Raw genomic sequence first — 24,166 nt, 5'->3', positions numbered from 1 at the left:
ATTTTTGATTTTATAAAAAGATTTATTTTGAAAGCTGCCATTTATTCACAGAAAAAAGACTTAGATACATTTTTATACTTAAGTAAGTTTATATCAGAACTTAATAAAAGAGGTGTAAAAGCTATTATATATGAACAGCTCTTCAAAGATTTAGAATTTTCTAAAGAGTTTTCCACTTTTTCTAACTACGAAGATGTAAAACAAGAAAAAATAGATTTTTTCTTCAGTTTTGGTGGAGACGGAACCATTCTAAATGCCTTAAATTTTATCAAAGAATTAGAAATTCCCATCATCGGTGTAAACACAGGTAGATTAGGGTTTTTGGCAAGTTTTTCCAAGGAAGAAATCTTTAGTCACATAGACGAAATCATCACCAAAGAAATGAATTTGAGCAAAAGAAGCGTTTTGCACGTTACTTCTTCTGGCACTCCTATTGATTTTCCGTATGCATTAAATGACTTGAGCGTTTCTAGAAACGAAACCACTTCTATGATTACGATAGAAACGCACATTAATGAGCAGTTTCTTACCTATTATTGGGGAGATGGTTTAATTATTTCTACACCTACTGGTTCTACAGCATACTCACTGAGTTGTGGTGGTCCTATTATTTCACCAGGAAACGGAATTCTTTCACTTACGCCAATTGCACCTCATAACCTTAACGTGAGACCTATTGTTTTAAGAGACGATATAGAAATTACCTTAAAAGTAGAAAGCAGAGTGCCACAATATTCTCTTTCTCTAGATTCTAGACTCTATCACATGAAAAATGATGATGTGATTACGGTAAAAAAAGCCGACTTCCAACTGATCTTAATGCACCCAAAAGACTTGAGCTTTTTCAAAACCTTAAGGCAGAAATTGCTGTGGGGCAAAGACAAAAGAAATTAGTATTAATAGCATAAAATTCACTAAATTTACATTTCGAAATTTACATTTAACAATCAATAATAAAACAAAAGAAAATGAGCAGAAAATTTCCGGCAGGTGTTGCCACAGGTTCATTAGTATCAGAAATTTTTGCACACGCAAAAGAAAATAATTACGCACTTCCTGCAGTAAACGTAGTAGGTTCTAGTAACATAAACGCTACTATGGAAACGGCAGTTAAATTAAACGCTCCAGTAATTATTCAGTTTTCAAACGGAGGAGCTGCATTTAACGCAGGAAAAAGCCTTAGTACTGAAAATCAAAAATCTGCAATCCTAGGAGGAATTGCAGGAGCTAGACATATTCATACCCTTGCAGAAGCTTATGGAGCTACCGTAATTCTTCACACAGACCACTGTGCTAAAAAATTACTTCCTTGGATTGATGGATTATTAGACGCAAGCGAAGAGCATTACAAAGCATTTGGTAAGTCATTGTTCTCTTCTCACATGCTAGATTTATCAGAAGAACCAATTGAAGAAAATTTAGACATTTCTACTAAATATTTCGAAAGAATGGCTAAAATGGGCATGACTCTAGAAATAGAATTAGGAGTAACTGGTGGCGAAGAAGATGGTGTAGACAACTCAGATGTAGATTCTTCTAAATTGTACACTCAGCCAGACGAAGTAGCATATGCTTATGAAAGATTAAAAGCGATTTCTCCTGAATTTACCATCGCTGCAGCTTTTGGTAACGTTCACGGTGTTTACAAACCAGGAAACGTGAAATTAACTCCGAAAATCTTAGACAATTCTCAAAAATATGTACAAGAAAAATTCGGAACTTCTGAAAAACCAGTAAACTTCGTATTCCACGGTGGTTCTGGTTCTACATTAGAAGAAATTAGAGAAGCGATTTCTTATGGTGTTATCAAAATGAACATCGATACAGACCTTCAGTTTGCTTACACAGAAGGAATTAGAGATTACATGACTTCTAATATTGAGTATTTAAGAACTCAAATTGGTAATCCAGAAGGTGAAGAAAAACCAAACAAAAAATTCTATGACCCAAGAGTTTGGATTAGAAAAGGAGAAGAAACTTTCGTAAATAGATTGGTAAAAGCCTTTGAAGATTTAAATAACGTAAATACATTAGGCTAAAATCAAAGATTTCACTAAATTCGAAACCTCAATTTTAACCTTAAATAAATAACTATGGCTTTTGATTGGTTTAAAAGAAAGAAAAAAAATATTACCACAGGAACCGAAGAGAAAAAAGACGTTCCAAAAGGTCTTTGGCATCAAACTCCTTCTGGTAAGATTGTAGAACATGACGAGCTTAAGAGAAATAATTACGTTTCTCCAGAAGACGGTTTCCACGTGAGAATAGGAAGCGCAGAGTTCTACGATATACTTTTTGACGAAGGGAAATTCACAGAATTACATCCTGATGTAGAAAGTGTAGATATGCTTAAATTTAAAGATACAAAAGCATATACAGACCGATTAAAAGAAGTAAAATCTAAAACAAAACTTAAAGATTCTATCAGAAATGCAAGAGGAAGCGTAAATGGTGTAGACATGGTGATTTCTTGTATGGATTTTGCGTTTATCGGGGGTTCACTTGGTTCTGTAATGGGCGAAAAAATCAGAAGAGCTGTAGATTATTGTATAGAACATCAACTTCCTTACATGATTATCTGCCAATCTGGTGGTGCTAGAATGCAAGAAGCAGCTTACTCTCTAATGCAATTAGCAAAAGTACAGTCTAAGTTGGCTCAACTTTCTGATAAAAAATTGCCTTACATTGCTTATTTATGCGACCCTACTTTTGGTGGAATTACCGCATCTTTTGCAATGACTGCAGATGTAATAATGGCAGAACCTGGTGCTTTAATCGGTTTTGCAGGCCCTAGAGTAATTAGAGAAACCATCGGTAGAGATTTACCAGAAGGTTTCCAAACGTCTGAATTTATTCAGGAAAAAGGATTTGTAGATTTTATTGTAAAAAGAACAGAAATTAAAGAAACGGTTTCTAAAACAGTGAAACTATTGATGAATAAATAGAATATTTATTCTATGAGATAATTTTAAATCGTAAAACTTAATTGTTTTACGATTTTTGTTTGAAACATTTTTAAAAAAACACTTACTAATCTTAGAAAAACCCTTAGAATGACACCTAAACTTGTTTTTAATGTCTTAAAAAGCTTAAGTTTAAAAAACCTTTTGAAATTATTTTTTATTGGGTTTAGTCATCCTATTTTTTCTGTTCTTACCTTTTTCGCAACCTACAAAACGTACAAAATTTCTGAAAAATTGTTCCCCAAAACACATGGTTTACACGGTACAGGAAATGCTTTCAGACACGCACTTTGGAACAGTTTGATTATGATGTATTGCTGTAAGGTTTCTTCCCCGAAAAAAGCGCTAATTTGGACTGAAAAAATCACACAAATGCACGAAGATTTATTTCCCAATGAGCCTCTACAACGAAAAATGGATTTGCATAATAATAAAGTGGGGCGTGATTATTTTATGCAATTATTGCCTACCATTCACAGACAGTTTTTTGAGACCAGTTTTTTTGTAGAACAACTGTTAGCATTAACTCAACAGATTAAAACGGTAAAAAGAGAAGACGAAACTTTCGGGTTTGAACTGATTATGATAGACGAAAAAAGAGAAACTTTAGCATAAGTTTCTCTTTTTGTTTTATTGGGTTAAAGAATAAAAATTACATGAATTTTTCTCCTTTTTTAAAATTTTTCAAGTCTAAAACGTAGTCTTTAATCAACTGGTCATTGCTAATTGGGCAAATCAACAAAGCCTTCTCTGTATCTACCACGATGTAGTTTTCTAAACCGTCAATAATAGCTGCTTTATTATTATTTCTAAGTCTGATGATGTTTCCTTTAGAATTATAGGTAAGAACATGCTTAGATTTTACCGCATTATTGTTCTCATCTTTTTCAGCGTTTTCGTAGACAGAAGTCCAAGTTCCTAAATCACTCCAACCTAAATCTGCAGGAATAACATAAACGTTTTTCGCTTTTTCTAAAATTCCATTGTCTATAGAGATTTTTTCTACTTTTGGATAAATGGTTTCTATGCAAATAGTTTCCTGATCACTATTATATTCGCAAGTATCAAATTCATGTGTCATTTCTGGTAAAAACTCTTGAAACGCTTTATGAATTGATTTAACATTCCATACAAAAATCCCTGCATTCCAAAGGAAATCTCCACTTTCTAAAAAAGCTTTAGCGATTTCTAAACTAGGTTTTTCGGTAAAAGTTTTTACTTTAAAAACTTCTTCCTCTTTTTTCTCGATAAATTGTATGTAACCATATCCTGTATCAGGACGTGTGGGTGTAATTCCTAGCGTGATAAGGTAGTCATGCTTGCTCGCTAAATCAAAAGCTAATTCTACTTTTTCTAAAAAAGTTTTCTCCTTAATAATTAAATGATCAGCTGGCAAGACAATTATGTTAGCATCTGCATCTCTATCTGCAATTTTATTCACCATGTAGATGTTACACGCTGCTGTGTTTTTCATCGCAGGTTCGCCAACAATGTTTTCTAGAGGAATCTCTGGCAACTGATGATGAGATAATTCTACGTACTCTTGATTGGTGATTACGTATATATTCTCGGAAGGAACGATTTGCTTTATTCGGTCAAAAGTTTGCTGAATCATGGTTCTTCCCGTTCCTAAAATATCTTGAAACTGCTTCGGAAATTTCTGAGTAGACATTGGCCAAAATCTGCTACCAATTCCACCTGCCATGATTACGCAGTAGTTACTGTTTTTCATATTGATCATCGATTTTTCTTACCTGAGCTAATGTATTTACCTTATATTTTAGCCCAGATTTTAAATTACGGCAAAGATAGCGCTTTTTTGTTGTTTCTTCAATTACGAAAACTTTATTTTTAAGGACAAAAACATCCCCAACGATAAGGCTTTCTAGATATAATAACTCATCTTCCTCTGGCACATGAAAATATTTCACTAATTCAGGAGAAGCCATAAAATTAGCTTTCGGAGATTTTGAAAATTTCTGAATAATGGGACGTAAATCTTCTGCATAAACGGTCAAACTTTCTAGCAACATTTCTCTAAAAGTCTGCTTCCATTCTGCACCATGAGGCGAAATTCTCCTGCCATATTTTTCAAAAGCAATCAGGTGCGCCAATTCATGCGTAAGCACAAAGAAAAACAATTGTGGCTCTAGTGTTCCATTGACGGTAATTTGGTGAGATTTATCTGGCAATTTTCGGTAATCTCCCAGTTTGCTGTTTCTGTTTTTAGTAATTTTAAGATGACAAGGATAACTCCCAAACCAAATTTTGAGATAAGGAAGCGCGTTCTCTGGCAAAAATTTTTCTAAAACGGAAACAGACATTTAGTTCGAGTGAATTTTTTCAAATCAATTCGTTTTGCTGTGAATTTCTTTGAGTGAATTTTTACAAATATATACATTAAAAAATTCGGAATTCACTTTTCTAAAGGAAAATATTCACGATTCAATTACAAAGAAAGCGGAATTCCTGCATAGAAATTCAACAGTTTTGTGCTGAAAATAAAATTATATTTCGCTTGAGAAACAGAACCTTGAGCATTGATGTAATTATTTCTTGCATTGTTCAAATCATAAATGGTAGCTCTACCTGCTTCATAACTTTTCTCTGCAAACTCTAATGCTAACTTGGTCGATTTCTCGGCTTCTAAAGCAGCTAAATAGTTTTCATAATTAGCATTGGCATCAAAATAAGCGCGCTGAACATTTTGCTGAACTTCTACTTTTTGTTGTTCCAAAGTGTTTTTAGCAATGCTTTCAGAAATTTTAGCCTGTTCTACTTGTAATTTGGTAATCCCTTTGTTAAAAATTGGAATGTTTGCAGAAACGCCTAATTGTTGACCAAAATTATCTCCATATTGTTTAAAAAAACCATCATTACTTCTACTTAAAGAATCAAAATAATTGGTTCCAATTCCAGCAGAAGCAGAAACGGAAGGATAAAAAGCAGTTTTTGCGATTTCAGTTTGTTTCTGAGCAGAAAGAATTCTGGTTTCAGCAGCTTTTACTTGCGGTTGATTCTCGAAAGCTTTTTCCACAATATTTTCGGTAGAATTCAATGGTGCTACCAAAGAACTTGGCAAAGGAACTTCTTGCACATCAAAATTCTGATAATCTTTTAGTTGCAATAACATCGCTAATGAAAAAAGAGAACGCTGAATATCTATTTCAGCAGATTTCTGGCGTTGTTTTTCTCTTGCTAAACCTGCAGTTGCTTCTGCTTCTACTGTTTTTGGCGTGGTTCCTACTTCTGTAGTAATTTTCGCTCTGCTTAATACTTTTTCGGCATTTGCTACGGCTTCATCAGAGATTTTCTTTACTTCCTTATTCAGTAAAACTTGTAAATATTGCTGTGCAATTTGAAGTGAAATATCATTTTTCACTCGTTCTGCATCTAACAAACTCGCTTCTAAATCATATTGAGATTTTTCGGCAGATTTCTTCAATCTTCCGTTATTGTACAATTGCATATTTGCCCCTACTGAAGCGCTATTATTGAAATTATCATTTCTACCGATACTTCCTTGGAAACCTTGCGTAGTTCCAAAGCTCATATTATTGTTAAAACTACCCGAAACTGAAGGCAATTTATCTCTTTTAGAAATTTCTAGATTTTTAGCCTGAATATCTGCATTATATTTATTGCTAATAACTTGCAAATTATTTTTAACAGCATAATCTACACATTCTTGTAAACTCCATTTCTTCTGAGAAAACCCTAAAGAAAATGCTGATAGCAATACGAGTGAAAATATTTTTTTCATAGGATGAAAAGTTTCTTAATTAGACGAAGAATGGAGTTTTTTGTTACAAAAAAAGAAGCATTTCTGCTTCTCTTGTTCATTTATTTAGAAAAAATACTACCCAAAAAACAAATAAGCCATTAAAATAGAAGTAACAATTCCCACTAAATCTGCCAACAACATCGCACCAACTGTATAACGCGTGTTCTTAATTCCTACCGCTCCGAAATACACTGCAATCACATAAAAAGTAGTATCTGAACTCCCTTGTAAAATTCCCGAAAGTCTCGCTGGGAAAGAATCTACACCAAAAACATTCATCGTGTCTACCATCATTCCTCTTGCTCCAGAACCAGAAAGTGGTTTGATTAATGCCGTTGGTAAACCGTCAACAAATCGGGTGTCTAAATTGGCAATTTGGGCAAACCATTTCATTCCGTCTATAATGACATCAAAAACACCTGAAGTTCTTAATAATGAAATTGCAATCAGCATTCCTACCAAATACGGAATAATCTTTACACAGACATTGAAACCTTCTTTTGCACCGTCTATAAAAGCATCGAAAACATTTATTTTTTTGTAAACGGCTCCTGCAATTATGGCAAAGAAAATCAATAAAATCATTCCGTTGCTGATGAGCTTACTCACATCATCTAATTCTTCTTTGCTCAATCTTACTAAAAACCAAACCAACAAGGCAATGAGTGCCGAAATTCCACCTACGAAAGCCAAAAGTGCAGGCTGAAAAAGATTTATTTTTTGCTTGATGGAAACAATAATCATCGCCGCCATGGTTGCACAGAAAGTCGCAATTAATGTCGGCAAGAAAATATCAGTTGGCGTTGCAGAATTCATGGAAGCTCTAATCGCAATAATAGAAACCGGAATCAGCGTTAATCCACTTGCATGAAGACACAGAAACATAATTTGTGCATTAGAAGCTCTGTCTTTATCAGGATTCAAGGTTTGTAAACTTTCCATGGCTTTTAAACCAAAAGGCGTTGCAGCATTATCCAATCCTAATAAATTCGCCGCGAAATTAAGCGTCATGTGACCGAAAGAAGGATGATTTTTAGGAATTTCGGGGAATAATTTCGAGAAAAATGGTTGAATCATTCTCGAAAGGAAATTGATGCCTCCTGCTTTTTCGGCGATGCTCATAAAACCCATAAAAAGCGTCATAATTCCTATTAAACCAAGGGAAATTTCTACCGCAGTTTTACTGGTAGAGATTACACCATCCGCTTTTTGAACTCTATAAACAGCCACTTGATTGGTAGAATCTTTTTTATAATTAATTCTCGCTAGTTCGGTGTCTGGATTTTCGGTTAAAGATTTCTGAATTTCCGCAGAAAGTTTTTGAACAGGAACTTTTGTAATTTGAACGGTGTCTCCACTTTTTCCTACCACCAAATCATTATAAATTGCTTTGTAGTTATCGCTAAATAAATATTTAATACTTGCCACTACAATGGCTACAATAATAAATGCGCTCCAAATTCTGCTTAAAACCATTTCCTTGAAAAATTTTGATAAAAGTAACTAATTTTGCTGGAAGTCAGAAGTCAGAAGTCAGAAGTTTTTTAGAAAAAGTACAGAAATGTTTTCTACTTTTTTTTAACATCAAACATCCAGCTTCCATCACCTCACAATTCCCGACCTTTCAAAAATCATGTTCCAAAGTTTACATTGTATTAAAATCTTTTGTAATTTTAGTATCCTAAATTTTTACATTCAAAGTGCCTTTTAAGACATTCTTGATTTTAAAAATTTTCGCCTTATAAGGAATTGCAGTGTGCATTCCGTCTGAATTTTAGTAAATCAGATGTGATAGATGAAAATAATTTTAAAACTCAAAAGATATGAGCACTAACACTAAAGACCTCCGTAACGTAGTTTTACTCGGGCATTCAGGAAGCGGTAAAACTACATTTATAGAAACCATGCTCTACGAAGGTGGAGCGATCAAAAGAAGAGGAACTGTAGAACAACACAACACCGTTTCCGACAATACCGACCTAGAACACGAACGCGAAAACACGATTTTCTCACATCAAATGTTCGTGAATTGGAAAAAAAATAAAATCAACATTTTAGATACCCCTGGTTTTGACGATTTCGTAGGTGAAGTAATTGCCAACTTAAAAGTAGCAGATACTGCACTGATTATGGTAAATGCTGCAGCTGGTGTAGAAGTAGGCACTGAATTGGTTTGGGAATATGTAGAAGATTACAAAACACCTTCTATTTTCGTGATTAATCAGATGGATCACCAAAAAGCAGATTACGATGCTGCTTTAGAACAACTTAAAAATAGATTTGGAAGCAAAGTTATTCCTATTCAATATCCACTAAATTCTGGTGAAAGTTTTAACCAAATTGTGGATGCCTTGAGAATGGTAATGTACGAGTTCCCTGCAACTGGTGGAAAACCAGAGAAAAAACCAATCCCAGAATCTGAAATGGCAAGAGCCAATGAAATGCACAATGCATTGGTAGAAATGGCAGCCGAAAACGAAGAAGGATTAATGGAAAAATATTTCGAAGAAGGTAATCTTTCTGAAGAAGAATTGGCGCAAGGTTTAATGATTGGTTTAGCAAAACACGATTTCTTCCCAGTATTTGTAGCATCTGGTGCTAAAGATATGGGCTCTGGTAGAATTATGGGCTTTATAGATGATATCGCTCCATCTCCAGCTGACCGTTTTGGTAGCAAACTAGAAAATGGCGAAGTTTTGGCTTGTAATGCTGCAGACAAAACCACTATTTTCATTTACAAAACTCAATCTGAACCGCAAGTTGGCGTAGTTTCTTATTTCAAAGTATTCTCTGGCGAAATAAAACCAGGAGATGAACTGATTAATGCCAATAACGGTGAACTCGAAAGAATTTCTCAAATTTTCGTAGCAGAAGGAAAAGAGAGAACCGCCGTAGATAAATTAGTTGCGGGTGACCTAGGTGTTACCGTAAAACTTAAAAGCGGACATTCTAACAATACCCTCAATACAAAAGGTGTTGATAGAAAAATAGAACCTATGAAATTCCCAGAAAGCAGATTGAGAAAAGCTGTTTTCGTAGAAAATACAGCAGAAACCGAAAAACTTTTTGCTGCACTTAATAAACTTAAAGAAGAAGATCCTACCTTAAAAGTAGAGATAGAACATGATACTCACGAAGCCATTTTAGGAGGACAAGGTCAGTTGCACCTAGACTTGGTAAAATACCGTCTCGAAAAAGATTTCGGAGTGAAAATGGAAATGAAAAATCCTAAAATTTCTTACCGCGAAACTATTACTGGAAAAGCAGAAGCAGATTACAGACACAAAAAACAATCTGGTGGAGCTGGACAATTTGGTGAAATTCACATGAGAGTAGAAAACTACTACGAAGGAATGCCAGAACCAGAAGGTGTAAACATTAGAAGCAAAGAATTCGAAGATTTACCTTGGGGCGGAAAATTTGCATTCTACTGGTGTATCGTAGGTGGAGCGATAGATTCTCGCTACATCGGCGCCATTAAAAAAGGAATTATGCAACAGTTAAAAGAAGGTCCATTAACTGGTTCACATTGCCAAAACATCAGAGTTTCTGTATATGACGGAAAAATGCACAGTGTAGACTCTAATGATATTTCTTTCCAATTGGCAGCTTCTGGTGCGTTTAAAGAAGCGTTCCACAATGCGCATCCTCAATTGCTAGAACCTATGTATCATGTAGAAATTCTAGCTCCAGACGAATGTACTGGTGATGTAATGGGAGATTTACAAACCAGACGTGCCATGATTTCTGGAATGGATAGCGAAGGTCATTATCAAAAAATTATGGCCGAAGTTCCATTGGCTGAAATGAACGATTACGGTTCTACATTGCGCTCATTAACAGGAGGTAGAGCAAAATTCTCAATGAAATTCAGCGACTACCAATTGGTTCCTGCCAATGTACAACAAGACCTCGTGAAAAAACATGCTGCTGAAAAAGTAGAAGCATAGTTTTTCTAATATAATTTCGAAGAAAACCTCAGCGCAAGTTGGGGTTTTTTGGTTTAAAGTTTGAACGAATGAGTAAAAATAAAAAAAGAAACAATACTTATTAAATTGACGTTTTCTTATTGAGTTAAAACTTTCGTATATTCGTATGTTAGCCACAATTTGTACAGAATGAACCCGTTAAGTAGAAATTTAATAAATATTCCATCTCAATTTCATCGTTATCTAAATCAGAAACATGAATTTAGGTTGATAGATTGTTATCCAACTGTGGAGATTGAGGGTGATTTGATTTCTTGGAAAAGGATACCAAAATTCTACCAGGATAAATCTCATAGATTAAGCGAAGAAGTTTCTTATAAATTTTCAAAATCATTGTTTATAAAATATTCAAATAAAAATAATGGTATAGCTGAGAATTTGCTTGTTGCTGAGAACAAGTATCCTAAATTATTTTTAGCTGGCCAACTTTTTGGAGAAGTAAAACATACTGGAACAAGATTTCTTAAATACATGACATTATTTAAATCATATGAAACACTTACAAAATCTAATGTAAGAGATATTAAATTTTCATCTACAAGACATAGTATTTCTCATACAGTAACTCAACTAACACAACCAAATGTAGTTAAAACACTATATGATCTTTACGATTCCTTAGAAATTGATTTATCAAAATTCAAACATCAGAAATCATTCTATATTACATTTTGGGATATGTTGATTGAAACTGAAAATCTATTATTAGATTATATCTATGAAATAGATAATGAAGCGGAATATTTATATCCTGATTTGAAACAAATAAAATAACCGTCACTAACAATGACTATAATTCATTGCAGTTGAATTACTAACCCGATGTCGCAGATTTCTAATCCGTGACCGACTACAAATCCTCAACTGAAATTGAGGTTTTTTCATTTCAAAAAAATCCTTACTTTTACTTTTATAAAAAACGAATAACCAAAATGCTAGTAAAGATTTTCGGGAGCGCTATTCATGGCGTTTCGGCGCAAACCATCACTATAGAAGTTAATGTAGATACAGGCGGAGTAGGCTATCATCTTGTAGGCTTACCAGATAATGCCATTAAAGAAAGCAGCTATAGAATTAATGCCGCACTCAAAAATGTAGGCTACAAAATTCCGGGTAAGAAAATCACCATCAACATGGCTCCTGCAGATTTGCGAAAAGAAGGTTCTGCCTATGATTTAAGCATTGCCATTGGTATTTTGGCTGCTTCAGACTTAATAAAAGCCGAAAATTTAGAAAAATACATCATCATGGGCGAACTTTCACTAGACGGAGGTTTGCAACCGATAAAAGGCGTTCTGCCGATTGCCATAAAAGCCAGAGAAGAAGGTTTCAAAGGCATTATTTTACCCAAACAAAATGTAAGAGAAGCCGCAATAGTCAATAATCTGGAAGTTTACGGCGTAGAAAACATCAAACAAGTTATTGATTTCTTTAACGAAGATATTCCGCTAGAAAGAACAGAATTTGACACCCGAAAAGAATTTCAAGAAAAAATAGACCATTTTCCTTTTGATTTTTCTGAAGTGAAAGGACAAGAAACGGCAAAACGTGCGATGGAAGTTGCCGCAGCTGGTGGTCATAACATTATTCTCATCGGTCCTCCCGGAAGTGGAAAAACCATGCTCGCTAAACGCGTTCCGAGTATTTTGCCACCATTAACCATGAAAGAAGCTTTGGAAACTACCAAAATTCATTCTGTGGCAGGAAAAATGGGCGCTAATAATTCTTTGATGACGGTGAGACCTTTTAGAAGTCCGCATCACACGATTTCTGACGTGGCTTTAGTTGGTGGTGGAAGTTATCCTCAACCTGGCGAAATTTCTTTGGCACATAATGGCGTTTTGTTTCTTGATGAAATGCCAGAATTTAAAAGAACAGTTCTGGAAGTGATGCGTCAACCTTTGGAAGACCGAGAAGTGACAATTTCCAGAGCGAGATTTTCGGTGAATTATCCTGCAAGTTTTATGCTGGTGGCAAGTATGAATCCATCACCAAGTGGTTATTTCCCTGATGATCCTAATAACACTTCGTCTCAATTTGAAATGCAACGCTACATGAATAAACTTTCTGGACCTTTATTGGATAGAATTGATATTCATATAGAAGTTCAAAAAGTAGAATTCGAGCAACTTTCAGACAGAAGAAAAGGAGAAAGCAGTATTGCAATAAGAGAACGCGTTTTGAAAGCCAGAGAAATGCAAAATGTGCGCTACCAAGATTTAGACATCAGTTACAATGCTCAAATCGGACCTAAAGAAATAGAAAAATACTGCGAACTGAACGAAGATTCTAAAAATCTCATCAAAAACGCCATGGAAAAACTAAATCTTTCGGCGAGAGCTTATGACAGGATTTTGAAAGTTTCTAGAACCATTGCAGATTTAGAACAATCAGAACATATTCTTTCTCATCATATTTCTGAAGCCATACAATACAGAAGTCTGGATAGAGAATTTTGGAATGCTTAATTTTTTAAACTATTATAATTTATGGAAAACAATTTACATGTAGAGAACGGCGAAAATTTAGTAATCGATTGGCGTTCGAAAGAATTTTTAAAAGAAACAGCAAAATGGACTAAGTTTTTAGCCATTTTAGGATTTATTGGTGTCGGATTCATGGTATTAGGTTCAATATCAATCCTTTTCGCATCATCATCTTTTATGTCTAATGATGCTTTTCCTTTTGGTGGAAGAATATTTATGATGTTGATTTATTTAGTATTTGCAGTATTATACTATTTTCCAATTTCTTACCTGTATCAATTTTCAGAAAACACTAAAAAAGCGATTAATAGTAATGATAATGTTGCCATGAGAAATGCATTTGAGTTTCTAAAATCTCATTATAAATTTATGGGAATTTTAACTATCATTCTGCTTTCTTTTTATGCCATTATTATTTTCATTGGACTTATTGGAGCGGGAACAGCTGCAATGATGAATTAAGAGCTAACTAAAAGTTTTAAAACGCAAAGATTTAAAATAAAAAATCCACCAATAATTTGGTGGATTATATTTTTCTAAATTATTTAAATTTCATTATAAAAATGGTTTTACCACTTTTTTAACTTTTGGCTTGTCTTGGTTTTCGATGCCGAGGTTATAAGAAAAACCTATACCTAAAGTTTGCTTAAACTGCATTCTTTTAATTTGGTCGTGATCGTACAATAAATCTGCACTTACATTGGCAGAAATCAATTTATTAACTCTAAAGTTCAATTGACCGTTGTAAGAAAAATCCACTCGTTCTGTATGATATAAATAATTCGCAAAGAAATTAAACTGATTTACCAAATTAATGTCTTTATAAATTTTTTGTCTGTACAAAATATTCACCATGGCTCCCAACTCTTTTCTGAGGCTTTGACCATCTTTTTCTAAACCGTAAAAACCTACTTTTTGCAAATGCTTATCGGCCACGATGGTAAACTTACCATTAATCGGTCTAAAAATCACTTGGAAATTTTCATTAGGATTATATGAGATACCGATACCCGTATTAATATATGCAGGTGCTAAAAATTTAGAAATTCTGTCATCAAAATTCGGACTTGGCGTTTTTACATAATTATAACCCGGCGCAAACTGAGAAATAAACTGCAAACCTGAAGACAAGTAATAATTCCTTCCTAAATCATATCCATAATTCGCCATGATATTGATGAAATCTTCTGTTTTTCTAGTGGTTTGTCCGCTTGCTGCTACAATTCCGTATCCTAATTGGAAATTATTTTCTAAATAATGTTTGCGCTTTTTAAAACTCAAATTGTAGTTGATTTTCCCTAAAATCCCTATGTTATTATTTCCCCCAGAATTCCAATTGCTGAAACTCGCTTGGTTAAAAACCATATTGTTTTGACCATAGAAATACCAAACTTTTTCTTCTTTGGTTTTAATCAATTGAAACGGTGTAATAGGAAGCTCTGTGCCGAGTTCCGCAGTAATTTTATCGGTTTTTAAAATAATGGTGTCCTTGTGCTTTACATCTATTTTTTGTAGATTAATTTCTGCCAAAGAATCTAAGTTAGGAATGTTTTTTTTCCAATTTTCTGCGCTGATGGAATCTAGTATTCTTTTACTCTCAATTTGGGAGTAATACATATTTATAGATAGACAACCGAACACAAAAATTAACAACTTCTTCATTTTCAAAATTTAAAAAACCAGTCCAAAAATACAATTTGTAAAACGAATGGAAGTCTTGAAAACGAAAAAATCTTACTTTTTGTCTATAATTTTTAAAAAATTCGGGGATTTATAGTCAAATTTTCCATAAAATTGTCTTGGCATTTATTTAGTCACATTTTATTTATGCTAAAAAACACCATCCACATCAAAGCGCTTTTAATTCCTCTCTTCATGCTTTTTGCCATGTGGTTAGGTTTCTTTTTACAACACATCGGTTTTGTAGAAAACTGCGAAGGTTCCCTCATTCCTCTAGTTCCTGAAGGATTAAAAGGCGTAATATTTTCTCCGCTTTTACACGGAAATTTAGAACATATCGCCAGTAATTCTGTACCGATTGCAGCACTGCTGTTCTTGCTTTATCAGTTTTATCCTAAATTGGCCAATCCTGTATTTTTTTACGGATGGATTGTTACGGGACTCGTAGTTTGGTTACTGCCACCTATGAATTTTTTCGGACAAGAAGCTACTTATACCTGCATCATCGGAGCGAGTGGAATTGTTTACATGCTAGCATTTTTCTTATTCTTCAGCGGAATTTTTAGAAAAGACAAAAAACTGCTTACCGTTTCTCTTTTAGTTGCCTTGTATTACGGAAGTTTAATCTGGGGAATTTTTCCGGAAGAATTATTCTATCGATTAGACGAACCGAGCCGAATTTCTTGGCAAGCTCACCTTTCTGGAGCGGTAGTTGGCCTTTCTTTGGCGCTAATTTTTAGAAAAAAACATCAAGAAAAAAAGAAAAAATTCATTTGGGAGTTTCCGAATTATTACAGCGAAAAAGACGATAAACTTTGGCAAGAATACATCGAAGGTCATCCTGAACATTTTCTAGAAATGCCACAGAAAAAGAAAGAAGAAATCTGGGAACATTTAGACGAAATCAGAAAAAAGTAAAGCGATTTTTTCTTATTTTTGAGAATGTTACATGAAGAACATCTATATTCCATAGCGTTACGCGCTACTCCGCTTATTGGCGATGTAAATTTTATGAGATTGGTAGAAATTACAGGTTCTGCCAAAGAAACTTGGCATCTTTCTAAGAAATTGCTCAAAGAAATTCCGGGAATTGGCTCGAAAATTACGAAAGAAATCGGCAACGAAAAATATTTGCAATTCGCAGAAAAGGAAATTGACTTCTGTGAAAAAAATAACATTAAAATAAATCTTCGCCATTTAAAAGAATTGCCAAAATTGCTTTCTAATTGTGATGACGCTCCTGCAATTCTTTACCAAAAAGGAAGCGTAGACGAAAGCTTAACTCCCATTTCCATCGTAGGAACCAGAAACATGACCAGTTATGGCAAACATTTCATTGAAGAATTTCTAGAAATTTTAAAAAATAAAAAAGTGCTCATTGTAAGCGGCTTGGCACTCGGAACAGATGGTTGCGCTCATACAGAAGCCTTAAAAAACCAACTGAAAACAGCAGGAGTTTTAGCTCATGGCTTGCATCTTATTTATCCTTCTCAGCATAAAAAATTAGCCGCAGAAATTTTAGAACAAGATGGCGCTTTGCTTACAGAATTTAATTCTAGTGATAAACCAGACCGCGAACATTTTCTGCAAAGAAATAGAATCGTAGCAGGATTTTCTCCAGTTACCATTGTGGTAGAAACTGCTTTTGGTGGCGGTTCTATGAGTACCGTAAGTTATGCCAATGATTATAACCGAGAAGTTTTTGCTCTGCCAGGAAAAATCAATGATAAATACAGCCAAGGTTGTAATTTGCTCATCGCACAGAACAAAGCTAGAATTTTACAAAATTTTGAAGAAATTTTAGATGAACTTCAACTAGGAAAGGAAAAAGAAAAGATAGGAAGCCTTTTTGCAGCGAGAGAAATTAAACTGAGCAAAGACTTGCAAACCATTTATGACACGATTGCTTCTCAACCTCAAATTTCGTTAGACGACTTGAGCGAAAAATTAGACATTCCCCCTTATAAATTATTGCCCATTTTGCTTGATTTTGAGTTAAAAGGATACATTAAAGCACTTTCCGGAAAGCAATATTCTATAATTTAAAAATTCACAATTTTTTAATATTTCATTATTTTTCACATAACATCATGTTTTCCTTAACAGAAACATTATAATTATGAATTTAATAAAATTTTTAACATAATTTATATAATTTTCATTAAAGTCAAAATATTCCTTGTGAGAATAGAAAAAAAAATTAAATTTGTCTTTAATAATTCATAACATCTATGGAACAAAACACTATCGAACAAAAAATACAAGAGTTCGTTGCGAAAATTGAAGCAAAAAACCCAAATGAGCCAGAATTTTTACAGGCGGTAAAAGAAGTAGCAGTTACAGTTATTCCTTTTATTGTTACTAAAGAAGAATACAGAGGAATGAAGCTTCTAGAGAGAATGGCTGAACCTGAAAGAGTAATCATTTTCAGAGTTCCTTGGGTAGATGATAAAGGTGAAATTCAGGTAAATAGAGGTTTCAGAATTCAGATGAACTCTGCAATCGGACCATATAAAGGAGGAATTAGATTCCATCCTACAGTAAACTTATCAGTGCTTAAATTTTTAGCATTCGAACAGGTTTTCAAGAACTCATTAACTACTCTACCAATGGGTGGTGGAAAAGGAGGATCTGACTTTGACCCAACAGGAAAATCTAACAACGAAATTATGCGTTTCTGCCAATCTTTCATGACAGAAATGTGTAAACACATTGGTCCAGAAACAGACGTTCCTGCAGGAGATATCGGAGTAGGTGCTAGAGAAATTGGTTACCTTTTCGGTCAATACAAGAGAATTAGAAATGAGTTTACCGGAGTTCTTACTGGTAAAGGTTTAGCATATGGTGGTTCATTAATCAGACCAGAAGCTACAGGTTATGGTGTAGTATATTTTGGTGAACAAATGCTAAAAACAAAAGGCGAAGATTTCAAAGATAAAATCGTAACCGTTTCAGGTTTCGGTAACGTAGCTTGGGGAGTTATCAAAAAAATAGAAGAATTAGGCGGAAAAGCAGTAACTATTTCTGGTCCTGATGGTTATGTTTATGATAAAGACGGTATTACTGGCGAAAAAATAGATTTCTTATTAGAATTAAGAGCTTCTGGAAACAACAGAGCTGAAGATTATGTGAAGAAATTCCCAACTGCAGAATTCCATGCTGGTAAGAGACCTTGGGAAGTGAAATGTGACGTGGCGATTCCTGCTGCTACACAAAACGAACTTCACCTAGAAGATGCTAAAAATTTAGTAGAAAACGGTTGTAGATGTGTAGTAGAAGCGGCAAACATGCCTTCTACTCTAGATGCTATCAACTATTTCTTAGATAATAAAGTATTATTCAGCCCAGGAAAAGCTTCTAACGCTGGTGGTGTAGCAACTTCTGGTCTAGAAATGACGCAGAACTCAATCAGATTAAACTGGAGTTCTGAAGAAGTAGACGCTAGACTAAAAGAAATTATGATTGGTATTCACAATGCTTGTAGAAAATACGGAAAAGAAGAAGATGGATACGTAAACTATGTAAAAGGTGCTAATATTGCAGGTTTCGTAAAAGTAGCTGAAGCAATGCTTGCACAAGGTGTAGTCTAAATAATTGATGATTTTTTCAAAATAAAGACCCGTAAAACGGTAGAAAGTCTCGGATTTTATTCGAGACTTTTTTATATTTGAATAATGAAAGTATTCCTAATCAATTTATTTAAATATTCATATTACGAGGTTTATCTGCAATATAAATCCAATCCGTTTTGGGGAATAATTACCAAATACAAAGTATCAAGATACTATGGTTCTGGTTTATTTTTCTTTTTATTTCCCTTATTTCTTTCGGCTTTAATTTTAAAATTGAATTATGTAGGATATTTCATTATGATTTTCCCTTTCATTCTATTTTTGTTTTATGAGGATAAATTAATTAATTTTGAGAATATTGAAACTGAAATAAATCAATTTTATCTAAACAATAGTTTACATAGACAATGTAAAATAGTTCTTAATGTGAGTTTAGTTATATCTTATTTAATTTTGACTCTTATATTTATTTTGAAACAATTTTACTAATCATTTTCTCTACAAACGTAAATGCAGCGGGACAAATCACAGTGTTTTTCAACATGAGATTATTGATTTGATAAATCTTTTTTCTATCCGTATGAGGATATTCTCGGCAAGCTTTTGGTCTTACTTCGTAGATAGAACACGTGTTATCTTCATTCAGAAAAAAGCAAGGTAAATTTTGCAGAACTTTATCATTATCTTCGTCTATTCTTAGAAATTTTGCTTCAAAATCTGATGGTTTCATTCTCAAATGTTTCGAAATTCTCTCGATGTCTTTTTCAGTATAAAGCGGACCTGTAGTTTTGCAACAATTGGCGCAAGACAAACAATCAACCTCATCAAAAACCTCATCATGCTTTTCTTGAACCACATAATCTAAATTTTTAGGTGGTTTTTTCTTGAGGTTATCCAGAAATTTCTTGTGCTCTTTCTGCTTCTGTAAAGCTTGATTTTTATAAAATTCTAAATCCATCTTATCATTAATGATGCAAAATTAAAACTAATTGACTGAAATCATAAATTTTTGATGTTTTAAACCTCTATTTTTGTAAAATGAAAGACATTACCACCACTCAAGATATACAATTACTCGTCAATACTTTTTACGAAAGCGTTCGAGAATCAGAAATCGGTTTTTTCTTTGAAGAAATCGCCCAAGTAAATTGGGAAAAACATTTGCCCAAAATGTACATTTTCTGGCAAGCATTGTTATTTGCTGATGTAAAATTTGACGGAAATCCAATGGGTGCTCATTTTCCTATTAACGAAAAAATGGCGATGGAAAAACATCATTTTGACACATGGTTGAGACTTTGGAAATCTACTGTAGACCAATTATTCTCTGGCAAAATCGCAGAATCTGCCAAATCTAAAGCCGAAAATATTGCCAGTTTAATGTCCTACAAAATGGAAATGGATACCAAACTGAGAAAACTATAATTTCATTAACCATCTCCAGAAATAGAAATCCTGAAAATCTGTAAACATGTGAAATAGCAATCCTATTGCTATGATTCTGTAGTTCCCTCGTAGAAATAAAACGCCTAAAAAGTATAAAAAAATCATAGGATAAGTATGCAAAGGATGAAAACCAATGCTGCTTCTTCCCTCTTGGAAAATTGGCGTAGCTAAAAGATGGTCTACATCTACCAACATGGTGGCCAACATAATGAAATAAGCCTTTTTCCCATTTTCTTTATAGAAAACAAGCGCTATAAACACTGGAAATATCAAGTGTAAAAAATAGTGCGTTATGATTTTTGCAATTTCCAAAGTTTAAATTCTTCCTTTTAAAAAGTCTTGGCGTAAATCTTCATCTAGCTTTTCAATCGCATAACGAAGTGAAGTTCTTGGCATATTTTGGTAATGGTTTTTCAAGAAATTCAATAATTTTTCTTCATCTTTTTTCCCCATTTCTCTTAGAAGCCACCCGTTTGCTTTGTGCATCAAATCATGTGAATGATTCAAATTATTCAGCGCCAATTCTATGGTTAAATCATGACTTCCTTTTTTGACATGATACATGGTCGCCACAATTGCGATGCGTTTTTCCCACATATTTTCAGAATTCGATAACTTTTTCAAAATATTATCTTTCTGATTGTCAAAGCAATATCTTCCTAATAATTTATAACAAGATAAATCTACCAAGTCCCAATTGTTGATATACTTTGTATTTTTTAGATAAAAATCGACGAGTGTTCTCTTCTCTTTTTCGTCTTTGGTTTTCTCAAATTTTGTTACCAAAATCAACAGCGCCACTAATCTCATCTCGTGAAATTCTGATTTCAAAATTTCTTGAACATCATCTAAAGTGGCTTTTTGCCAATATTCCTTCACCAACTTTCTAGAATCTGGAACCACTACACCAATGAATTGGTCACCTTCTGCATATTGGCCTTTTCCCGTTTTAAAAAAATACGGCAAAAAATCTCTCTTTTCTGGTGTAGAAAGAAATTGTAAGGCTTCAAGGATTTGGTTGTGGAATTTCATTTTATTTAAATGCGTCTTTATGGTGGACTAATCTTACAAAAAATAAATCAAGACCATTCTTGAAAATGTAAAGCCAAGAACCATCTGGTAAAACTTTTTCTTTAAAATCAAGACCAGGAACAAATACAATAGAAAATTTTTCTACAGAGAGCATCAAATCTTGAAAACTTGTCACTAGAATAGCTGAATTGTCTAACTTTCCATTTCCACTTTTTTCTATGGTTTTAATTAGAAGCTGATATTGATTATAATGAAAATCGCTTTTTTCTTGGTCACTTTTAGCTTTATACAAATCTGACAAACAAAGTAAAAGTTCTTTATTTAATGGATTTTGTTCATAGAGAGGTAAAGCGTCTAGTAAAATTTTCTCTGCAAATTTCTTTGAAATTCTATTATGTGCGAATTTTGAAATTTTACCAGATTTTTGATTAAATGTTAATCTGTCATATCCATAATCTACATAATTATTCCCGTAATAAATATAATTAAGTTGTTCTTGAGAAAGTGTTTCTGGAGCAGTTTTGAAAATTTCTAAATATTCATAATAATATTTTTGAGGATTTACGGTGACATTTTTCTTTATTTCCTCAATATTAACTTGAGAAAAAACAATGCTATGTAAACACAAAAAAATAAAAGTGAATAGCGTTTTTTTCATAAATTACTATTTAGATGCTTTGCCTTCGTCGAATCTAAAGATTTCAGCATGACAAAGTGAATGCAATAATTTCATCTTCAAATTTTCAAATCAGCACATTTTCAAATTAACGTTCCTCGTCATCAAAATATTCAAACAAGAAATCGTTATATGGGAATCTTGAAATATGAATTTTATGAACCTCATCGTAAATCATTTTCTTCATTTCTGGAAAATTTTCTTTAGACAAAGCCGAAATGAAAACCGTAGGATATTTAGATTTTGCCATCCACGTTTTTTTCCATTCTTCTAGAGAAATGTTCTTTTTGGTAGCTGGAGTTAAATCATCTTCGTCTTTTTTCTCATAAGCAAAAGCATCTATTTTATTGAAAACCATAATCATAGGTTTTTGATGTGCATTAATTTCCATGAGAATTTGCTTCACAGAATCAATGTGATCTTCGAAGCTTTCGTGAGAAATATCTACTACATGAATCAGCAAATCAGCCTCGCGAACTTCGTCAAGCGTAGATTTGAAAGATTCTACCAACTGAGTCGGCAATTTTCTGATGAAACCAACCGTATCTGTTAATAAAAATGGTAAATTTCCAATCACCACTTTACGAACGGTAGTATCTAGCGTTGCAAACAATTTATTTTCTGCAAAAACTTCAGATTTAGAAAGCGCATTCATCAAGGTAGATTTTCCTACGTTGGTATATCCTACCAACGCAACTCTCACAACTTTTCCACGATTATTTCGTTGAGTTGCCATTTGTTTATCAATGGTTTTCAACTTTTCTTTTAGAAGCGTAATTCTATCACGAATAATACGTCTATCAGTTTCAATTTCGGTTTCACCAGGACCACGCATTCCGATTCCTCCTTTTTGACGTTCTAAGTGCGTCCACATTCTGGTTAATCTCGGAAGAAGATATTGATATTGAGCGAGTTCTACTTGAGTTCTTGCGTAAGAAGTTTGGGCTCTTTGTGCAAAAATATCGAGGATAAGATTAGTTCTATCGAGGATTTTCACTTCCATTTCTCTTTCCAAATTTTTCAATTGAGAAGGTGAAAGTTCGTCATCAAAAATAACGGTTCCTATTTCGTTTTCTTTTACAAAATTTTTGATTTCTTCTGCTTTTCCGCTTCCTACAAAGGTTCTAGAATCTGGTTGAGATAATTTTTGCGTAAAGCGTTTTTCTACAGTTGCACCTGCAGTATAAGCAAGAAATTCTAACTCATCGAGATATTCGGTAAGTTTTTCTTCGTCTTGATGCTGTGTAATTAAGCCTACTAAAACGGCTTTTTCGTATTGATGTTCTTTTTTTTCGAGCATAAGGTTTACTGACTACATTATTTTACAAAGGTAATATATATTCACCTATCATAGAGATTTTGAGAATTTCCATTTTAAAATCAATAAAAAAACGGTGATGGCAATAGAAATACTGTTGGTAACCATCATAGAAATGCTGTCTTTTACCACACCATAATACAACCAAAGCACACTGCTGATGATTCCTATAATACAAGTGAGCAAAGAGATTTCTTCGGCTGATTTTTCCTTGAAAATTTTAACAATTTGTGGGATAAAAAGCGCTGAGGAAATTCCACCAGCTATAAACCCAAAGACTTCTGGATTGATATTCATGTTTTTCTTTCAAAGAAAATTCCTTTTCTCCAAAAGAACATTTCAAGGTTTAAAGAATCTTTTATAGAATTTACTTTTCAGAATATTTCCACTTGAGCAAAAGCATGATAACTGCTGATATACAGACCACTACATTGGTGAGAATTACTGAAGGAAGCTCTTTCCAAATTCCGTAAACCAACCAAATTAAAGTACTGGTTACTACAATCATAAAAGACGTTACAGAAATATCTTTCACCGATTTAGATTTCCAAGTTTTAAAAATTTGCGGAACAAAGGTAGTGCAAGACAATGTTCCTGCAATCAAGCCGAGAATTTCTGGGTTAAAATTCATTTGATAATGTGTTAATATGATGATGAGTTGATATAATACTTTTTTTAATTCAAATTTGCGAATTTTTTCAAAATCTTCCTCAAATCTACTCAATATCAAACTATCAGTCCCAATCTTCAGCAACAAATTTCATGGCTTGTCCATTTTTATTTTTCAAAGTCAAAAAATGTCCTTTTACTTGATATTTTGTTATCGTAGGTAATAATTTCCCGAAGTTTTCTTCTAATTTCATGTTTCCATCACAATACATCATGGTAGAACCAACTCCTGAGAAATGTATTCTGTGATTATTTTTCAGTTTTACAGAGAAAAAAATACTATTGCAACCCATTTTTGCACCACCTCCTTTTTCGAAGTGAGTTAAGTCAAGATAAGCTTTTTTCTGAATGAGTTCTTCCTTGGTAAATCCTTGAAATTCAACCAACATCCACTTTCTCTTCAGAGAAGAAACTTCTTTCTGTGGAGCAAAACTCATCATAAAAAATGAAATTGATAATAAGCTGATTATAAAAAAACGTGTTTTCATCATAGGTAATTTGTAACAGACCAGTCAAATTATATACCAATTTTCAAAAATCGCTTTTAATTC

At 33.5% G+C, this 24,166-nt stretch carries 25 protein-coding genes; 12 read left to right on the top strand and 13 right to left on the bottom strand.

Going from position 1 to position 24,166, the window contains the following annotated elements:
- Window positions 1–27 precede the first annotated feature (27 nt).
- The 4 genes from C3729_RS04580 (at window position 28) to C3729_RS04565 (ending at window position 3,578) form a co-directional block, all read left to right on the top strand.
- Complete coding sequence (locus C3729_RS04580) at window positions 28–894, top strand: NAD kinase (protein WP_104793069.1); 867 nt, start codon at window positions 28–30, stop codon at window positions 892–894.
- A 74-nt stretch (window positions 895–968) separates the two neighbouring features.
- Entirely contained in the window at window positions 969–2,039 is a 1,071-nt protein-coding gene (gene fbaA, locus C3729_RS04575; protein WP_104793068.1) for a class II fructose-bisphosphate aldolase, read from the top strand.
- A 54-nt stretch (window positions 2,040–2,093) separates the two neighbouring features.
- Window positions 2,094–2,945: an acetyl-CoA carboxylase, carboxyltransferase subunit beta gene (accD, locus tag C3729_RS04570; protein WP_069799756.1), complete on the top strand. Its 852-nt coding sequence runs from the start codon at window positions 2,094–2,096 to the stop codon at window positions 2,943–2,945.
- A gap of 108 nt (window positions 2,946–3,053) precedes the next feature.
- Entirely contained in the window at window positions 3,054–3,578 is a 525-nt protein-coding gene (locus C3729_RS04565) for a DUF6973 domain-containing protein (protein WP_185117725.1), read from the top strand.
- 37 nt (window positions 3,579–3,615) lie between these two features.
- On the opposite strand, the gene C3729_RS04560 is transcribed toward C3729_RS04565, so the two are convergent.
- The 4 genes from C3729_RS04560 to C3729_RS04545 all read right to left on the bottom strand — a co-directional run bounded on the left by C3729_RS04560 (window position 3,616) and on the right by C3729_RS04545 (window position 8,223).
- Window positions 3,616–4,695, bottom strand: a complete 1,080-nt coding sequence (locus C3729_RS04560) for a mannose-1-phosphate guanylyltransferase (RefSeq protein WP_104793223.1) — start codon at window positions 4,693–4,695, stop codon at window positions 3,616–3,618.
- The gene (locus tag C3729_RS04555) at window positions 4,682–5,287 is read right to left on the bottom strand and encodes a SprT-like domain-containing protein (RefSeq protein ID WP_104793067.1); all 606 of its coding nucleotides are present in this window, start codon (window positions 5,285–5,287) and stop codon (window positions 4,682–4,684) included. Before C3729_RS04555 ends, C3729_RS04560 begins: the two co-directional genes overlap by 14 nt.
- A 125-nt stretch (window positions 5,288–5,412) precedes the next feature.
- Window positions 5,413–6,726: a TolC family protein gene (locus tag C3729_RS04550; RefSeq protein ID WP_104793066.1), complete on the bottom strand. Its 1,314-nt coding sequence runs from the start codon at window positions 6,724–6,726 to the stop codon at window positions 5,413–5,415.
- Window positions 6,727–6,822: 96 nt separating this feature from the next.
- Window positions 6,823–8,223: a nucleoside recognition domain-containing protein gene (locus C3729_RS04545; protein ID WP_104793065.1), complete on the bottom strand. Its 1,401-nt coding sequence runs from the start codon at window positions 8,221–8,223 to the stop codon at window positions 6,823–6,825.
- A 347-nt stretch (window positions 8,224–8,570) separates the two neighbouring features.
- Between C3729_RS04545 and C3729_RS04540 the strand changes: the two genes are divergently transcribed.
- The 4 genes from C3729_RS04540 to C3729_RS04525 all read left to right on the top strand — a co-directional run bounded on the left by C3729_RS04540 (window position 8,571) and on the right by C3729_RS04525 (window position 13,684).
- On the top strand, window positions 8,571–10,697 hold the full coding sequence (locus C3729_RS04540) for an elongation factor G (protein WP_104793064.1): 2,127 nt from the start codon (window positions 8,571–8,573) through the stop codon (window positions 10,695–10,697).
- A 168-nt stretch (window positions 10,698–10,865) separates the two neighbouring features.
- Window positions 10,866–11,510 carry a hypothetical protein gene (locus tag C3729_RS04535; protein ID WP_104793063.1) on the top strand — a complete coding sequence of 215 codons (645 nt, stop codon included), beginning with the start codon at window positions 10,866–10,868 and terminating at the stop codon, window positions 11,508–11,510.
- A 158-nt stretch (window positions 11,511–11,668) separates the two neighbouring features.
- On the top strand, window positions 11,669–13,204 hold the full coding sequence (locus tag C3729_RS04530) for a YifB family Mg chelatase-like AAA ATPase (RefSeq protein WP_104793062.1): 1,536 nt from the start codon (window positions 11,669–11,671) through the stop codon (window positions 13,202–13,204).
- A gap of 21 nt (window positions 13,205–13,225) precedes the next feature.
- Window positions 13,226–13,684, top strand: a complete 459-nt coding sequence (locus tag C3729_RS04525; protein ID WP_104793061.1) for a DUF5362 family protein — start codon at window positions 13,226–13,228, stop codon at window positions 13,682–13,684.
- Between the two features lie 93 nt (window positions 13,685–13,777).
- Here the strand turns inward: C3729_RS04525 and C3729_RS04520 are convergent, their stop codons facing one another.
- Window positions 13,778–14,884 carry a DUF3078 domain-containing protein gene (locus tag C3729_RS04520; protein ID WP_260204437.1) on the bottom strand — a complete coding sequence of 369 codons (1,107 nt, stop codon included), beginning with the start codon at window positions 14,882–14,884 and terminating at the stop codon, window positions 13,778–13,780.
- 165 nt (window positions 14,885–15,049) lie between these two features.
- Between C3729_RS04520 and C3729_RS04515 the strand changes: the two genes are divergently transcribed.
- From C3729_RS04515 to gdhA, 3 genes are all read left to right on the top strand, one after another.
- Window positions 15,050–15,820, top strand: coding sequence for a rhomboid family intramembrane serine protease (locus tag C3729_RS04515; protein WP_104793059.1), 771 nt, complete (start codon window positions 15,050–15,052; stop codon window positions 15,818–15,820).
- A gap of 24 nt (window positions 15,821–15,844) precedes the next feature.
- Entirely contained in the window at window positions 15,845–16,948 is a 1,104-nt protein-coding gene (dprA, locus tag C3729_RS04510) for a DNA-processing protein DprA (protein WP_104793058.1), read from the top strand.
- A gap of 185 nt (window positions 16,949–17,133) precedes the next feature.
- Window positions 17,134–18,492, top strand: coding sequence for an NADP-specific glutamate dehydrogenase (gene gdhA / locus C3729_RS04505; protein ID WP_104793057.1), 1,359 nt, complete (start codon window positions 17,134–17,136; stop codon window positions 18,490–18,492).
- A gap of 448 nt (window positions 18,493–18,940) precedes the next feature.
- Here the strand turns inward: gdhA and C3729_RS04495 are convergent, their stop codons facing one another.
- Window positions 18,941–19,432, bottom strand: a complete 492-nt coding sequence (locus tag C3729_RS04495) for a YkgJ family cysteine cluster protein (RefSeq protein ID WP_104793055.1) — start codon at window positions 19,430–19,432, stop codon at window positions 18,941–18,943.
- Between the two features lie 80 nt (window positions 19,433–19,512).
- Between C3729_RS04495 and C3729_RS04490 the strand changes: the two genes are divergently transcribed.
- A complete protein-coding gene (locus C3729_RS04490) occupies window positions 19,513–19,899 on the top strand; it encodes a group III truncated hemoglobin (RefSeq protein ID WP_104793054.1) in 387 nt (128 codons plus the stop codon).
- On the opposite strand, the gene C3729_RS04485 is transcribed toward C3729_RS04490, so the two are convergent.
- The 7 genes from C3729_RS04485 to C3729_RS04455 all read right to left on the bottom strand — a co-directional run bounded on the left by C3729_RS04485 (window position 19,894) and on the right by C3729_RS04455 (window position 24,055).
- Window positions 19,894–20,232 carry a DUF6122 family protein gene (locus C3729_RS04485; RefSeq protein ID WP_317615408.1) on the bottom strand — a complete coding sequence of 113 codons (339 nt, stop codon included), beginning with the start codon at window positions 20,230–20,232 and terminating at the stop codon, window positions 19,894–19,896. The genes C3729_RS04490 and C3729_RS04485 overlap by 6 nt on opposite strands.
- Window positions 20,233–20,235: 3 nt before the next feature.
- Window positions 20,236–20,952 carry a DNA alkylation repair protein gene (locus tag C3729_RS04480; RefSeq protein WP_104793053.1) on the bottom strand — a complete coding sequence of 239 codons (717 nt, stop codon included), beginning with the start codon at window positions 20,950–20,952 and terminating at the stop codon, window positions 20,236–20,238.
- 1 nt (window position 20,953) lies between these two features.
- Entirely contained in the window at window positions 20,954–21,610 is a 657-nt protein-coding gene (locus C3729_RS04475; protein ID WP_104793052.1) for a DUF4919 domain-containing protein, read from the bottom strand.
- 106 nt (window positions 21,611–21,716) lie between these two features.
- On the bottom strand, window positions 21,717–22,928 hold the full coding sequence (gene hflX / locus C3729_RS04470; RefSeq protein ID WP_104793051.1) for a GTPase HflX: 1,212 nt from the start codon (window positions 22,926–22,928) through the stop codon (window positions 21,717–21,719).
- 48 nt (window positions 22,929–22,976) lie between these two features.
- On the bottom strand, window positions 22,977–23,243 hold the full coding sequence (locus tag C3729_RS04465) for a SemiSWEET family sugar transporter (protein WP_104793050.1): 267 nt from the start codon (window positions 23,241–23,243) through the stop codon (window positions 22,977–22,979).
- Between the two features lie 70 nt (window positions 23,244–23,313).
- A complete protein-coding gene (locus C3729_RS04460; RefSeq protein ID WP_133159940.1) occupies window positions 23,314–23,577 on the bottom strand; it encodes a SemiSWEET family sugar transporter in 264 nt (87 codons plus the stop codon).
- Between the two features lie 103 nt (window positions 23,578–23,680).
- Window positions 23,681–24,055, bottom strand: a complete 375-nt coding sequence (locus C3729_RS04455; RefSeq protein WP_165785713.1) for an META domain-containing protein — start codon at window positions 24,053–24,055, stop codon at window positions 23,681–23,683.
- Window positions 24,056–24,166 lie beyond the last annotated feature (111 nt).

The sequence above is a fragment of the Cloacibacterium normanense genome (assembly GCF_002943105.1).
Lineage (GTDB): Bacteria > Bacteroidota > Bacteroidia > Flavobacteriales > Weeksellaceae > Cloacibacterium.
The sequence above is the reverse complement of the archived record's forward strand: the minus strand, read 5'-3'. Positions and strand labels throughout refer to the sequence as shown.